The 14,004-nt window shown below is 53.4% G+C and carries 13 protein-coding genes; 4 read left to right on the forward strand and 9 right to left on the reverse strand.

Annotation, left to right across the window (positions count from 1 at the left end; genetic code table 11):
• Positions 1 to 7: 7 nt before the first annotated feature.
• The 9 genes from tatB to PsAD5_RS01785 all read right to left on the reverse strand — a co-directional run bounded on the left by tatB (position 8) and on the right by PsAD5_RS01785 (position 10,841).
• Positions 8 to 496, reverse strand: coding sequence for a Sec-independent protein translocase protein TatB (gene tatB / locus PsAD5_RS01745; RefSeq protein WP_057466251.1), 489 nt, complete (start codon positions 494 to 496; stop codon positions 8 to 10).
• Positions 497 to 666: 170 nt separating this feature from the next.
• Complete coding sequence (locus tag PsAD5_RS01750; RefSeq protein ID WP_057466250.1) at positions 667 to 912, reverse strand: twin-arginine translocase TatA/TatE family subunit; 246 nt, start codon at positions 910 to 912, stop codon at positions 667 to 669.
• Between the two features lie 82 nt (positions 913 to 994).
• Positions 995 to 2,077, reverse strand: a complete 1,083-nt coding sequence (locus PsAD5_RS01755; RefSeq protein WP_063290849.1) for an ABC transporter ATP-binding protein — start codon at positions 2,075 to 2,077, stop codon at positions 995 to 997.
• Between the two features lie 57 nt (positions 2,078 to 2,134).
• A complete protein-coding gene (gene scpB, locus PsAD5_RS01760) occupies positions 2,135 to 2,851 on the reverse strand; it encodes an SMC-Scp complex subunit ScpB (RefSeq protein ID WP_063290850.1) in 717 nt (238 codons plus the stop codon).
• On the reverse strand, positions 2,848 to 3,720 hold the full coding sequence (locus PsAD5_RS01765) for a segregation and condensation protein A (RefSeq protein ID WP_063290851.1): 873 nt from the start codon (positions 3,718 to 3,720) through the stop codon (positions 2,848 to 2,850). Before PsAD5_RS01765 ends, scpB begins: the two co-directional genes overlap by 4 nt.
• Before the next feature lie 65 nt (positions 3,721 to 3,785).
• Complete coding sequence (gene nagZ / locus PsAD5_RS01770; protein WP_063290852.1) at positions 3,786 to 4,799, reverse strand: beta-N-acetylhexosaminidase; 1,014 nt, start codon at positions 4,797 to 4,799, stop codon at positions 3,786 to 3,788.
• A 73-nt stretch (positions 4,800 to 4,872) separates the two neighbouring features.
• A complete protein-coding gene (locus tag PsAD5_RS01775; RefSeq protein WP_063290853.1) occupies positions 4,873 to 7,698 on the reverse strand; it encodes an SPOR domain-containing protein in 2,826 nt (941 codons plus the stop codon).
• An 80-nt stretch (positions 7,699 to 7,778) separates the two neighbouring features.
• Complete coding sequence (gene argS / locus PsAD5_RS01780) at positions 7,779 to 9,533, reverse strand: arginine--tRNA ligase (protein ID WP_063290854.1); 1,755 nt, start codon at positions 9,531 to 9,533, stop codon at positions 7,779 to 7,781.
• 90 nt (positions 9,534 to 9,623) lie between these two features.
• The gene (locus PsAD5_RS01785; protein WP_063290855.1) at positions 9,624 to 10,841 is read right to left on the reverse strand and encodes a deoxyguanosinetriphosphate triphosphohydrolase; all 1,218 of its coding nucleotides are present in this window, start codon (positions 10,839 to 10,841) and stop codon (positions 9,624 to 9,626) included.
• A gap of 213 nt (positions 10,842 to 11,054) precedes the next feature.
• On the opposite strand from PsAD5_RS01785, the gene erpA reads away from it, so the two are divergent.
• The 4 genes from erpA to mgrA all read left to right on the forward strand — a co-directional run bounded on the left by erpA (position 11,055) and on the right by mgrA (position 13,980).
• Entirely contained in the window at positions 11,055 to 11,396 is a 342-nt protein-coding gene (gene erpA / locus PsAD5_RS01790; protein ID WP_063290856.1) for an iron-sulfur cluster insertion protein ErpA, read from the forward strand.
• 247 nt (positions 11,397 to 11,643) lie between these two features.
• Positions 11,644 to 11,910: a hypothetical protein gene (locus tag PsAD5_RS01795; protein WP_063288822.1), complete on the forward strand. Its 267-nt coding sequence runs from the start codon at positions 11,644 to 11,646 to the stop codon at positions 11,908 to 11,910.
• Between the two features lie 112 nt (positions 11,911 to 12,022).
• Positions 12,023 to 12,805 (forward strand): exodeoxyribonuclease III, encoded by a 783-nt coding sequence (xth, locus tag PsAD5_RS01800; protein WP_063288823.1) that lies wholly within the window; start codon positions 12,023 to 12,025, stop codon positions 12,803 to 12,805.
• A gap of 113 nt (positions 12,806 to 12,918) precedes the next feature.
• Positions 12,919 to 13,980 carry an L-glyceraldehyde 3-phosphate reductase gene (gene mgrA, locus PsAD5_RS01805; RefSeq protein ID WP_063290857.1) on the forward strand — a complete coding sequence of 354 codons (1,062 nt, stop codon included), beginning with the start codon at positions 12,919 to 12,921 and terminating at the stop codon, positions 13,978 to 13,980.
• Positions 13,981 to 14,004: the final 24 nt, after the last annotated feature.

Consider the following 14,004-nt stretch of genomic DNA (forward strand, 5'->3'; position numbering starts at 1 on the left):
AGCCGCCCTAGCTTTCATCTTTGCTGGAAGGAGTGCTTGCGGCACTTTCTTTTGCTTTTTGCGTGGAAGCCAGCTCAGCTGAAGAAACAACTTTCTGCGTCGGAACCTCTGCTTTCACAGGCGCAGCTTCTGGCGCACTGTCCGGCTTACTCTCCGAAGAGCCCTCACCGTTCAGCGAGCTTTTCACATCGCTCTCCGCAGTTTTCATGCTGTCCTGAAGCTTTTTCTTCTCGTCCGCCAATGTCTTTTTCAAGTCATCAAGTGGATTGAAGTTTTGTGCGGCATCAGCCTGCTTCCGCATTTCATCAATGCCGGTCTGCTTCTCCGCTTCTTTGACAGCGTCATTCAAACTAGACTGAAACTCGCCAGCCATACGCCGCACACTGCCGATTGTGCGCCCAATTGTGCGCAACATGCCCGGCAGTTCTTTGGGGCCAACCACCAAAATGGCAACCACAGCAACAAGCAGCAGCTCTGTCCATGCGATATCGAACATAAAGAAGCCGTTTCGTTAGTGTCTCAATGACAGCCCGTTGCCAGGCTCTCATCATAGACATGTCGTGCCGCCAACGGCACATTCACTAGGGAAAGGCGTAGATCACAAACTCTAAGCCAGAAAACGCCGACTTTCCCTAGGTAATTTACACAGACTACCTTAAAGGAGACTTAGTCCTTTTTCGCGGTGTCTTCAGTTTTTTCCTGCGCATTCACGGTGTCACCCGGCGCATGGTCGATCACTTTAGGATCTTCTTCTTTTTCTTTTGCTTCCGCAGCATCATCATTCAGCCCCTTTTTGAAGCTGTTGATGCCCTTTGCAACATCGCCCATCAGCTCGGAAATCTTTCCGCGACCAAACAGCAGAACTACGACAACCGCGATGATGACAATTTGCCAAATACCAATTGAGCCCATCAACCAAACTCCTTAAGAACCCTGAACTGTGTTTTGAGAGACACTACATCCCCCAGATACTAATAGGTAGTATCCAGAAGAATTACCCACTATGATTTACTGACGTCTCTCGCCCAAAAACCAAAACATTCTCTGCATTTATACACAAGTCTATGACATTTTCTGGGTAGAATTGTAATACATCCCTCGTACGAATACGTAGAAGACGCTCAATTCCATCAACTTGTACGTCCAGAAGATCTGTCTCACCTGCCATTGCGCGAGAAATTACTCTGCCTTTGAACTGTCCCTCACCATGGCATACCTTTAAGTGATGTGGTCTTACACATAAGGTCGCATGAGCCCCTTCTTCAAGGCCATTAGAGGAAAATTTCCCGATAGGCGTGACCACACGGCCACCAACAACTTTTCCGGGTATCTCATTGAGATCGGAAAAGAATTTAGCGGCAAACAAACTATTCGGGCGGAAGTAGATATCCTCTGGCGTCGCCAGCTGTACTACCTCCCCATTACGCATCAGCGCAATCCGGTCACCCACGCGCAACGCTTCTTCAGGATCATGGGTCACCACAACCGCTGTCGCGCCTTGCATTTTGATCATTTCCAGCGTCTGCGTGCGCACATCATCACGCAAGCGACTGTCCAGTCCTGAAAATGGCTCATCCATCAACAGAGTATGAGGCCGCGGTGCCATTGCACGCGCCAGCGCAGCACGTTGCTGCTCACCTCCAGACAATCCATGCGGATAATCATCCAGATACTGGCCAAGTCCAACCATGTGCAGCGCATCACGCGCACGGCGCTCGGCCACTTCAGAAGAAAGGTCGGAAAGACCAAACTTCACATTCTCAAGAATCGTTAGATGCGGAAACAGCGCATAGTCCTGGAACATAAGCCCCACACCGCGCTTTTCCGGCGGCAGAAAAGTCCGCTCATCGGCAACCACAGAACCATTGATCCGGACGCTTCCCCGCTGCTGACGCACAACACCAGCTGCAATACGCAGCACCGTTGTCTTTCCGCAACCAGAATGCCCTAGCAAACACAGCACTTCTCCGCTTTTCAATGAAAGCGAAACACCGCGAACCGCAGGTAAGTCCCCATAATGATGGTAGATATTGTCAAACACCAGCCGTTCTGATGCTGCAACCTTCCCTGGCTCCATTCGTCCCTCATAAAACTTGCAAGGCGGCGAACACAACATCGCGCCCCTTGCATGTGTTTATTTTTCTCCGGCGTCTTCTTCAAGTGCGCCAGTTGCAAACATTTCACTTTCTTCCAGAGGATCTTCATCTTCTGTCAGATCAATACTGTCATCCGGTGCTGGCACATGGAAGCTGGCAGGGATCGCACTATCAAGCAGCCCTGCCCCTTTCAGCTCTTCCAGTCCCGGCAAATCCTTGATGTTCTCAAGACCAAAATGATCAAGAAAATCAAAGCTCGTTCCATAAGTTACAGGACGTCCTGGTGTTCTGCGTCGACCACGCATGCGCACCCAGCCCGTTTCCAGCAGCACATCAAGCGTGCCCTTAGATGTAGAAACGCCGCGAATATCTTCAATCTCTGCGCGGGTCACAGGTTGGTGAAAGGCAATAATAGCTAATGTTTCCAGCGCAGCCCGCGACAAACGCCTCTGCTCAACCGCTTCACGGTGCAAAATGAACGACAGATCTTCCGCAGTCCGAAACGACCAGCGATCCTCAGTAGACCGCAGTTGCACACCGCGCTTGCGATAGAACGAGCGCAGGCGGTTAAGCGCGCCGCGAATATCCCGGTCTCCCGGAATACGCTTTGTCAGCTCGGTAAAGCTGAGAGGCTCCGCACTGGCAAAGATCAAAGCCTCAACCATGCGCTCCGTTTCTAAAAGCTCCCCGGCATCCGCAACTTCAATAGCCTCATTGTCTGAGACTGTGTCGAGCAGGTCTGGCGTTTTACTCATGACAACTCAACCTCTTTTTCCTGAAGCTCTTCAGCAGGCTCACCCGCACCAATCTCTTCCGGCGTCCGCTGTGAGGCACGCACATAGATCGTCTCGAACGGCCCGGACTGCTGAATATCGATCACGCCTTCACGCACCAGCTCCAGACTGGCCGAAAACGCAGAAGCCATAGCCGTCGCCCGCTCCTGCGGATCTTCCAGATAAGCCGTCAAAAACCGCTCAATCGGCGTCCATACTGCGACCTGCCCCACAAGACGGGTCAGAATATCGCGCGCATCCTGAAGCGACCAAACCTCACGCCGTTTCACATGCACGGACGTCACCGAGTGGCGCTGGCGCTGAGACGCATACGCCATCAGCAAATCATAAAGCGTGGCAGTCCAAACACTGCGCCGTTCAACCGACACAGTTTCAGGAGCACCACGCGCAAACAAATCCCGTCCAAGGCGCGACCGGTTCATCAACTTAGCAGAAGCATCCCGCATGGCTTCTAATCGTTGCAGACGAAACGCCAGCGCCGCTGCCAGTTCTTCACCCGTTGGCTCGTCGCTGTCTTTTTGCTGCGGAATAAGCAAACGGGATTTCAGATAAGCCAACCACGCCGCCATCACCAGATAGTCTGCAGCCAGCTCCAACCGCAAACGGCGCGCTTCCTTTACAAACTCAAGATACTGCTCTGTCAGCGCCAGAATGGAGATCTTGGTGATATCAACCTTCTGGCTGCGGGCCAGTGTGAGCAAAACATCAAGCGGGCCTTCAAACCCGTCCACATCCACAAGCAGGCTCGGGTGGCCAGTCGCGGGCTGTTCCACAGCCGCCGCGCCTGCCAACGCTTCCTCTATCTGCTCTGTGGCCTCAACGTCGCTCAAACATCAATCCCTTTAAAGCGTATCCCCGAAGAGTATGTCCTGCACTCCGGTAAGAAGACACCTTCTCAAACTTTCGCACACAGTTCATCAAACTCCGCGCGCAGTGCCGTTTCATCCCCATCAAACACTTGGGTATTTCGCTGCATAGCTGCCTTGATGCGCTCAGCGCGTTTGCCATCAATCTCCGGCACTGCCGAAGCAACCACCTTCATCTCATCCAGCTCGCCATTGCAATGCAGAACAAGATCACACCCCGCCGCAACAATTTTCTCAACCCGGCTCTTCAGATCACCACCAAGCGCTTTCATGGAGATGTCATCACTGATCAAGACGCCATCAAAACCAATCGCTTCCCGGATAACCTTCTGAATAGCATAGGAAGATTGCGTAACAGGATGATCTCCATCAATCTCTTTAAACACGATGTGAGCGGTCATCCCCATCGGACAGTCCCGCAAGGATTTGAACGGCAAAAAGTCCCACGCTTCAAGCTCCTCAAGAGGGCTTGTCACTTCAGGCAAGGAAAGATGACTATCAACCAGCGCCCGGCCATGGCCTGGCATATGCTTCATAACTGGCATCACACCAGCAGCAAGACAGCCATCCATCGCAGCGCGGCCCAGATCACTCACAAGCGCCGCATCAGATCCGTAGGCCCGCAGACCAATAATGTTGCTCGCACCTTCAATGGGCATATCAAGACACGGAATACAGTTGGCGTTCAACCCAAGATCACGCAGATCCAACCCAATCAGCAAGGCATGCAAATAAGCAGCTCGTTTCGCCGCCTCAACGTCCTGCGCATAAAGCCGCCCGATGGTCCCTGCCGCTGGATAGACTGGCACATGCGGCGCACCAAAGCGTTGCACCCGCCCACCTTCCTGATCAATAAAAACAGGTGCATCCGCACGCCCGACAGCCTCGCGAAAATCAGCGCAAAGACGACGGATTTGCGCCGGCGTTTCCATGTTTCTAGCAAAAAGGATCAGACCAAACGGCTGCTGGTCGCGAAAAAAGGCTTTGTCCTCAGCGCTAAGCTCAGGTCCAAGGCATCCGGAAATGAACGATTTTAAAAACATGAGTAAAGCTGGTAGCTTGACGCTGGTACGGCGTCAAGCTCCAAAGCGTAGTCCCTGAAAAGGGAAAGCGTATTTAGTTGCGGCGAACGTAACAGTCGCCACCAGCAGATTTAAACTCACCGCAGAAGGTGTTTGCACTGGTCGGACCATCAAACGGAACCTGAATGCGGTAGTAAATGCCTTTGTCGCCAAGATCAGCACGCGTAATAACCGGTGTCACCAAAGCCATCAGGTTTGGATAGCGGCTGTTGTAGCGGCGAATCTGACCACGAGCATCCTCAACAGTGCGCACAGATGCCACCTGCACAATGTAAGTCCCACCAGGTATCTCACCAACAACACCTTCGGTAGGTGTCGGAGTTGGAGCAATCGCCTGCGGGTTTACAGCAGCTGTCTGCGTGTTCTGGTTGCCAGTCAGGTTCAGCGGTGCGTTGCTGGCACGAGACGTCGGCTGCGGCTGCAGCGGCGTCAGTGTGTTGGAGCGAACAGTACCGCTGCCTGTATTGGCAGACGCCACAACAAACGGCTTGGACTGCGGTACAACACTCACACCCAGAAGCGTATTGCGCGTCTCGGTCCGCGTTGCCACCGGAGCATTCGCAAACGCATCCTGCAAGCTGGTGGTTGTTGGTACAGCTGCAGTCTGCTGGTTTGCACTCTGGGTTTCACCCGGAAGTGGGTCCCACTGTCCAGACGTTGCCGCTGGTGTCGTGCTACCCGTATTCTGCGGATTGCTGTTGCGCACAGTGCTGCTTGTGACAACACGAGGCTGTGCAGACACATTGGCCTCTGTACCAGCCCGCTGAACGATGGTCCCGTCAGGACGAACAATAACAGTCCGCACCTTCTTCGTCGGGTTCACATCAAACACGCTGGACTTTGCAGTATCCGTTTCGCTGGATGCTGGCGGCAATGGTGTAACAGCTGCATCTTCACGCTGAATCATCTTCTCGCCAGTGACTGGCTGAGACGCTTCCTCCGGAGAAAAGACTTTTGCTGTATCGTTCTTAGGCTGCGCAGAAGGAGATGGAACCTCCTTCATTGGAGAGGCATCAGCTCGAATAATCGGTGGTGGAGTTGCATCTCCGCCTGTTCCACCGAAGTCGAACAGGAACAGACCGGCACCGCCAACCACAACAATACCGCCAATGAGCGAAGCAGCCATCAGGCCTTTACGCATACCGCCACTGCGGTTCTCTTCTGCTTCAATAGGAACATCAACAGAAACACGCGGCACAGCTTGCGGAAGAACGCCGCCATCAAGGCTCGGATCTTCTTTGCGCATAGCCTGCGCCACAGCATCAAGATCATATCCGCCAGGAGGAGGAGATTGCTCTTCACCAGGCTTTTTCGCAGCATTCATTGCCTCTTGATGAGCAGCTTCCGTCTGCGCCAGCTTTTCAGCAGCAGCAGGCCAGGACATTTCATCCAAAGACGTATCGTTGGCAACACTTTCGTCCAGCTGCCAGGCATCATCACCTTCAACGGCAAATGGATCAATTTCCTGAGCAACCTGTTCAAAACCGGCACTCATGCGCTCAAATTCATTCAGCTCTGCAGCCACTTCAGGGCCGATTTCAACTTCCGGTTCTGGTTCTGGCTGCGGCTCCTGCGCAATTTCATCTGCAAAGATGTCATCAACGCTCGCTTCAATGTCCTGCGCAACATTTCGCACTGGCTGAGGCGCAACGGGTTCAGCAACAACGCTTGGCTGCGCTTCCTCGTCAAGACTGAACTCAGCCAACAAAGCTTCTTCAAGATGCTTGGCAGGAATAACCGTTTCCTGTGCAGACACTTCAGGAGCGCTGATGTGCTCACCTTCAAGCTCAGCACCGGTGTCCATCGCAAACGCTGTCATATCCGGTTCAAATGAAACAGGGTCAGCAGCAGGTGCCACATCATCATGCGTGCCGCGCAATTGAGGCGCGGCAGGAGATTCTTCAATCGCAGGCGTTGGTGCCGGTGCGGGCTGAACAGGCTTGGCAGTAGCTGCTGCAGTTGCACGCTCTGCAGCACGCTCGGCGCGCCAGCTGTCATAATCGCTCTGGGAAAGCTCATCCAGAGCTCTTGGCGCAGCAGACGCCACATTTTGTACAGGCGCAGCAGGCTCGGCAGCGCGCGGTGTTTCAACCGCACGTGGAGCATCCGCTGTGCGGCGTTCAAGACGCTCACGCAAAGTCTGCTCAGGGCGCACATCCCGTGCACCAACAGCATCCAGTGTCGGTGTCGCACGACTCACGGACCGCTGAGGACGAGACGTCTGCTCACGCTCCACCTGAGACTGATTGAGAGAAGCAACGAGGCTCTCTTCAAGATCGCGCGAAAGAATATCATCCATTTCCGGCTCTGCAGTCACATCAGCGGCAGTCACAGACTGGCGCACAAGTGCAGGCGCAGGAACTGGCTTTGCTTCAGGCACAGCCGCCGCTTTTGGAACCGGTGGAAGATCGCTGACATAGTCAACAGCCTCACTCGGCGCACCAGCAGACAACGCAGCAGCGCTCAAATCCGCAAACGGATCAGCATGAGCAGGTGACGCGGAGGTTTTTGGAGATGCAAAAACAGCATCCAGAGCCGCAAATGAATCTTGAGTTGATGCAGGCTCATTCACTTCAGCTGCACCCACTGAATAATCATCGGCCAACGTGGCGTCCTGAGAGCCATGCTGAAGAGCATGATCGGCAGTTACACTGCGCTCATCAGTCTTTGGAAACAGCGGACGGTCAGAGACTTCGCTTTCTACGCGAGAACTAGGACGGTACTGAGCAGCGCTCTCCCCGACAATTCTGGCAAGTTCTACGAGCGGATCTTGATCGCCTGCCCACTGTTGCGGTTCATCGCCTGCCGTTTGCCTAGCAGAAACCTCACCCGGACCCGGATACTTGGAGCGATTGGTCATTGCAGCGGTGTTTTCCCTTAAATAAGAGGCTCGCAATCCCCACCGCGAACCTCCAGTACTCTATCAACTATGCTCAGGCGCTAGCGCATTTCATTTGGTGCTGTGACACCCAAAACATTGAGGCCAGAAGCTATTACCTGTGAAACTGCGTAAACTAACGCGAGTCGAGCTTTGGTTAATTCTGGCGTTTTATCATTAATAAAGCGTAATTGCGGCTTTTCCTTGCCTCGAGACCAGTGGCTGTGAAGCGCATTGGCCAGCTCATAAAGATAGAACGCGATGCGATGCGGCTCGTGATTTTCTGAGGCTCCGTCTACAATTCGAGGCCATTGAGCCATCTTCGCGATCAGTGCCAGCTCACCCTCATCTTCAAGTTGTGCAAAATCTGCAGACTGCAACTCTTCAGCTGTGTTGGAGAACCAATCCAGCTCTCCGGCAGCCTGTCGCAGCACAGAATGACACCGAGCGTGACCGTACTGAACATAAAACACTGGATTGTCTTTTGACTGCTCTTTCACCTTGTCAAAATCGAAATCCAGCTGCGCATCGTTCTTACGATAAAGCATCATAAAGCGTACCGCATCTACGCCCACTTCATCAACCACATCGCGAAGGGTGATGAAATTACCAGAGCGCTTGGACATTTTGAACTCAGCGCCGCCCTTAAAGAGCTTCACAAGCTGACACAGACGCACAATCACATCCACATCACCGCCAGAGATCGCATTGCCGATCGCTTCCAGACGCTTCACATAGCCGCCATGGTCTGCACCAAGCACAAAGATGATCTCTTTGAACCCACGCTCAATCTTGTCGCGCATGTAAGCAACGTCAGCGGCAAAGTAGGTGTAGCTACCATCAGATTTCACCAGCGCACGGTCACTGTCATCACCGTAGTTGGAGGAGCGGAACAGGGTCTGCTCACGGTCTTCCCAGTCATCAGGCACTTCGCCTTTTGGTGGTGGCAAAGTGCCAGTGTAAACCAGATCGCGCTGACGCAGTGCATCGAGCGTCAGATCAATAGCATTCCCCTGACCGTGCATGGTCTTTTCTGAAAAGAACACGTCGTGCTTCACGTTCAAAGCACTCAGGTCTTCACGGATCAGATCCATCATCTTGTCAACGGCATAGCCCTTGAGCAAAGCATGACGCTCGCCCTCGCCCATATCCTTCAGGCGCTCACCATATTCCTCTGCCAGCGCCTTGCCGACGGGAACAAGGTATTCGCCCGGATAATAGCCCTCAGGGATCTGCCCAATGTCTTCACCCAATGCTTCGCGGTAACGCAGGAAGGCGGACTTCGCCAGCGTATCAATCTGGGAGCCAGCATCGTTGATCACGTATTCACGGGTCACATCATAACCGGCAAACTGCAACAGGCTCGCCAGCGCATCACCCACAACAGCACCGCGTGTATGGCCCACATGCATCGGTCCGGTCGGGTTCGCGGATACATACTCCACGTTCACCTTCAAACCGGCACCACGGCTGCCACTACCAAACGCATTGCCCTTGGCAACAACATCTGCCAGCACACGTTCCCAAATAGCTTTGTTTACGCGGATGTTGATGAAGCCAGGTCCGGCAATATCAACAGCATCAACTTCACTGTCGGCGCGCAGGCCTTCTGCAATCTTTTCGGCAAGATCACGCGGCTTCATCTTCAGCTGTTTAGCCAGCACCATGGCAGCATTGGTCGCCAGATCGCCATGAGCAGCATCCCGAGGAGGTTCAACAGTCACTCGTCGCAGATCCAGCTCCGGCGCGTCAGCAGCAAGGTCGAGACCCTTGACTACACTGTTTACCCTTTCGGCGAAGTCTGCAAAGATGTTCATTTTTAATAGCCTAGTTTGACAGCTCACAGGGTTTTGCAAAGCCGCAGCCCCACATAAACTCCATGAATTAATAGTGTTTGAATTGGCGCATTACCCCAGTTCCGGGGTATCGTCAAATAATCGTCGGTGTTCGTCTATGGCATAACGGTCCGTCATGCCTGCAATGAAGTCACAAACCCTGCGGGCCTTCACATCATCACCCTCGCCTTTCAGTCCCGTACCCCATGGTTCTGGCATTCTTTCCGGTGCCTTAAAGTAGGCATGGAACAAATCCCGCACCACTTTGGCAACCTTCCTGCGAACCGCCAGAACACTTTCGTGTCGGTACAGATTGGCAAACAAAAACTCTTTCAACTCGCGCTCTTCTCGCGCCATTTCAGTTGAAAAGGCAATAACAGGACCATTTGCATCACGAATATCCCCGCATTTCTTGGGAGAAACCTGATTAATTCGCGAAATACTCTCCGCAATCACGTCCTCCACCATGCCGGTGATACATCTACGTCCAATCTCATGAATACGCCGCGCATCCTCAAGACCGGGATATTTCCCATCCACCTCGTCTAAAATACGCTTCAGATACGGCACCTCTTTCATGGCCTCAAAGCTAAGCAACCCGGCCCGCAGTCCGTCATCCAGATCATGCGCGTCATAAGCAATATCATCTGCAATCGCTGCCACCTGCGCCTCTGCACTCGGCCACGACCACAGCAGCAAATCCTGATGCTTGGCATATTCGCTCACAGCAAACGGCAGATGTCTGCCTTCAAGCTTGCCACAAGGCGCACCGGATCGATCCGTCAGCGGCCCATTGTGCTTCACAAGCCCTTCCAGCGTTTCCCACGCCAGATTGAGGCCATCAAACTCCGCATACCGGCGCTCAAGATCCGTCACAATGCGCAGAGACTGGGCGTTGTGGTCAAACCCGCCATAGTCCGCCATGCATTCATGCATCACGTCCTCGCCCTCATGCCCAAACGGAGTGTGTCCAAGATCATGCGCCAGCGCCAGACACTCGGCCAGATCCTCATCCAGCCGCAGATTGCGCGCCAGCGAGCGCGCAATCTGGGAGACCTCAATAGTGTGCGTCAGGCGTGTGCGGAAGTGATCGCCCTCATGGTACACAAAGACCTGCGTCTTGTGCTTAAGGCGGCGGAAGGCAGCACTATGAATAATACGATCTCGATCACGCTGAAACGGCGTGCGTGTCGGGCTTTCCGGTTCTGGAAAAAGTCGGCCACGGCTGACTTCCGGATCAACAGCATACTCCGCCCGCGGCTGAGCACCGTATCCTAACGTCTTGACCATTCTTTATCCCCCGCCCCTTACAATCAGAAAATGCCCAGGTCATTCCCTGCGATTTTCGTATCACAGCAATGACATAACAGATGTAAAAGCCCTGTAAACAACCGCTTTCCCAAGCCAAATGTAATTTAGCAATAAAATACTATGGAAATTACCATGGAGACCACCTAAATTATAAGGCAAAGAAAGCATACAAGCCGAAACAAGACTGAGCTTATGACCCAGACCCCTGAAAATACCGTCGGCTTGACCGACAAGGCCGCAAAACGCGTAGCCCAGATACTGGAAACAGAAACCAATGGCAGCATGCTCCGCATTTCTGTCGAAGGTGGCGGCTGCTCCGGTTTTCAATACAAGTATGACATCGTAAAAGAACAGGAAGATGACGACCTCGTCCTCGCCAAACTCGGCGCAACGGTTCTCATCGACAGCATCTCCCTGCAATATATGGCAGGCTCGCAAATTGATTTCGTAACAGATCTCATGGGCCAGTCCTTCCAGATCTCAAATCCTCAGGCCGCCGCCGGCTGTGGATGCGGCACAAGCTTCTCCATCTAAGATAAGCCAGTCGCACATCAGGGGAATAAGTTAAAAAGCGGGCGTGAATGCATCCCAAAGCAACCACGCCCTATTGGCTTCAAAGCTCCGCCCCATAGGAACGCAACTTTCCCGCTTTCCTCTCAAACCAACGCACATTTCAACGCAAACAAGTTATCCTCCTAATCAAAGGAGGTTGCCCCCCATACAATTTAATTCGGTGCCCGAACTCATTGCACTCAGAATTACACGTATTTCAGAGGATTTAATGCATCAACTCGACAAGTACCACAAAGTCGTCGTAATCGGGCTTTTAGCATTCGGCGCCATCAAGCTCGTTGGTGAAATTTACTTAAATATCGTTACGCCTATTTTTCTCCAAGGCTTCGGCGGTTTCTTTAATAACAGCAACAACTCCCTTCCTGTGATGCTCTATTACCTTGGAGCAACTATGTGGGGGAGCGGACAGTTAATTGCTCTGGCGTTTGTCGTTGATTACTTAAAGCGCCTAGTTGATGCACGCACCCAAAGCTGAGAGTCTACAACACCCCTTATCTGAGTTTTCATAAGAGAAACTCCGCACTGGGCTAAACAGTGCGCAGAACCACACAGAATATGGCTATCAGGCCTTATTGAGAGGAAACCCGATGAAAATCGCAAGCTGGAACATTAATGGCGTCAAAGCGCGGTTAGAAACGGTTCTCAAGTGGCTCGAAGAAGAACAGCCAGACGTCGCCTGTTTTCAGGAAATTAAATCGGTTGATGAGAACTTCCCGCGCGCTCCGTTTGAGGAGCTGGGTTACAATCTGGAAACCCACGGCCAGAAAGGCTTCAACGGCGTCGCAATCCTCTCCAAACGCCCGTTTGAGGAGGTTAACCGCCGCCTGCCGGGTGAAGATGAAGACGAGCAAGCCCGTTATATCGAGGCCGTTATCGCCGGCGACAACGAGCCGATCCGCGTTGGCTGCCTCTATCTACCAAACGGCAATCCGGTAGAGACCGAAAAGTTTCCATATAAACTGCGCTGGATGGATCGCCTTCACAAGCACGCCGTTAAGCAGCTGGAAAAGGAAGAAGCCTTCCTGCTGGTTGGCGATTACAACGTCATTCCTGAGCCGGAAGACGCAAAGAAGCCAGAGGCTTGGGTTGGTGATGCTCTCTTCCGCCCGGAAAGCCGCCAGCGTTTCCGCGCCCTGCTCAACCTCGGCTTCACCGAAGCCGTCCGCGCCACCAACGGCACTGCCGGAACCTACACGTTCTGGGATTATCAGGCAGGCGCATGGCAACGCGACAACGGCATCCGCATCGATCACCTGCTACTCTCACCGGAAGCCGCCCGCATCATGCAGGGCGTCGGCATCGACAAACACGTCCGCGGCTGGGAAAAACCATCAGACCACGTCCCGGTCTGGGTCGAACTCTCCGCTTAAATACCACGCTCGTTTTGAGCGTACCCTCCAAAAATTCTGGTGGCGACCACGCCACCAGCCCTCCTTATTTTTTCCATCCAAAACAAATAAACAGAAGTCTGGGAGGACATCTGATGGCTTGGCAACCAGCTGAAAATCGCTATGACACCATGAAGTACAACCGCTGCGGGAAGAGTGGCCTCAAGCTACCTGCCATCTCCCTCGGTCTCTGGCACAACTTCGGTGAAACCACCCCACATCAAACCAAACGCGAAATGTGCCGCACAGCGTTCGATCTGGGCATCACCCACTTCGACCTTGCCAACAACTACGGCCCGCCTCCGGGAAGCGCTGAGACCGCCTTTGGCGAGATCCTGCGCACCGATCTTGCCGGATACCGCGACGAGCTCGTCATCTCTTCCAAAGCAGGTTATGACATGTGGCCGGGACCTTATGGCGAATGGGGCAGCCGCAAGTACCTCATGGCCAGCTGCGATCAATCCTTGAAGCGCATGGGGCTGGACTACGTCGACATCTTTTATTCCCACCGCTTCGATCCGGACACACCACTGGAAGAGACCATGATGGCCCTCGACCAAATCGTTCGTCAGGGCAAAGCGCTTTATGTTGGTATCTCCTCTTACAACTCCAAGCGCACCAGGGAAGCAGCGAAGATCCTGAAGGAACTGGGCACCCCATGCCTGATCCACCAGCCAAGCTATTCCATGCTCAACCGCTGGGTAGAAGAAGATGGCCTGTTAGATACGCTGGAAGAAGAAGGCATCGGCTCCATCGTCTTTTCCCCTCTGGCGCAAGGCATGTTGACCAACAAATACCTAGGCGGCGTTCCGCAGGACAGCCGCGCGGGCAAACACATTGGCTCCTTCCAGGAGAGCTTCCTCAACGAGACCACTCTGACCCACATTCGCTCGCTGAACGAGATTGCCGAGAACCGTGGGCAGACACTGGCCCAGATGGCTCTGGCTTGGGTCTTGCGCAAAGGCCGCGTCACCTCAGCTCTAATCGGCGCAAGCCGCAAGGAGCAGGTGATCGACTGCGCAGCCACCATCAACAATCTAGAGTTCACAGAGGAAGAACTGACCGCCATCGATCGATACGCCACAGAAGCCAACATCAACCTCTGGGCCCAATCTTCCGAACGCGAAGGCCCGTCCCGCCCGGCGAAGAAGAAGTAAAAGCCTACAAAGACAAATGGAGTG

Source organism: Pseudovibrio sp. Ad5, assembly GCF_001623095.1.
Taxonomy (GTDB): Bacteria; Pseudomonadota; Alphaproteobacteria; order Rhizobiales; family Stappiaceae; genus Pseudovibrio.

Excerpts from the sequence above, each read along its gene's own strand:
- tatB (WP_057466251.1), bottom strand. The coding sequence starts at position 496 with ATGTTCGATATCGCATGGACAGAGCTGCTGCTTGTTGCTGTGGTTGCC.
- PsAD5_RS01750 (WP_057466250.1), bottom strand. The coding sequence starts at position 912 with ATGGGCTCAATTGGTATTTGGCAAATTGTCATCATCGCGGTTGTCGTA.
- PsAD5_RS01755 (WP_063290849.1), bottom strand. The coding sequence starts at position 2,077 with ATGGAGCCAGGGAAGGTTGCAGCATCAGAACGGCTGGTGTTTGACAAT.
- scpB (WP_063290850.1), bottom strand. The coding sequence starts at position 2,851 with ATGAGTAAAACGCCAGACCTGCTCGACACAGTCTCAGACAATGAGGCT.
- nagZ (WP_063290852.1), bottom strand. The coding sequence starts at position 4,799 with ATGTTTTTAAAATCGTTCATTTCCGGATGCCTTGGACCTGAGCTTAGC.
- PsAD5_RS01775 (WP_063290853.1), bottom strand. The coding sequence starts at position 7,698 with ATGACCAATCGCTCCAAGTATCCGGGTCCGGGTGAGGTTTCTGCTAGG.
- argS (WP_063290854.1), bottom strand. The coding sequence starts at position 9,533 with ATGAACATCTTTGCAGACTTCGCCGAAAGGGTAAACAGTGTAGTCAAG.
- PsAD5_RS01785 (WP_063290855.1), bottom strand. The coding sequence starts at position 10,841 with ATGGTCAAGACGTTAGGATACGGTGCTCAGCCGCGGGCGGAGTATGCT.
- erpA (WP_063290856.1), top strand. The coding sequence starts at position 11,055 with ATGACCCAGACCCCTGAAAATACCGTCGGCTTGACCGACAAGGCCGCA.
- PsAD5_RS01795 (WP_063288822.1), top strand. The coding sequence starts at position 11,644 with ATGCATCAACTCGACAAGTACCACAAAGTCGTCGTAATCGGGCTTTTA.
- xth (WP_063288823.1), top strand. The coding sequence starts at position 12,023 with ATGAAAATCGCAAGCTGGAACATTAATGGCGTCAAAGCGCGGTTAGAA.
- mgrA (WP_063290857.1), top strand. The coding sequence starts at position 12,919 with ATGGCTTGGCAACCAGCTGAAAATCGCTATGACACCATGAAGTACAAC.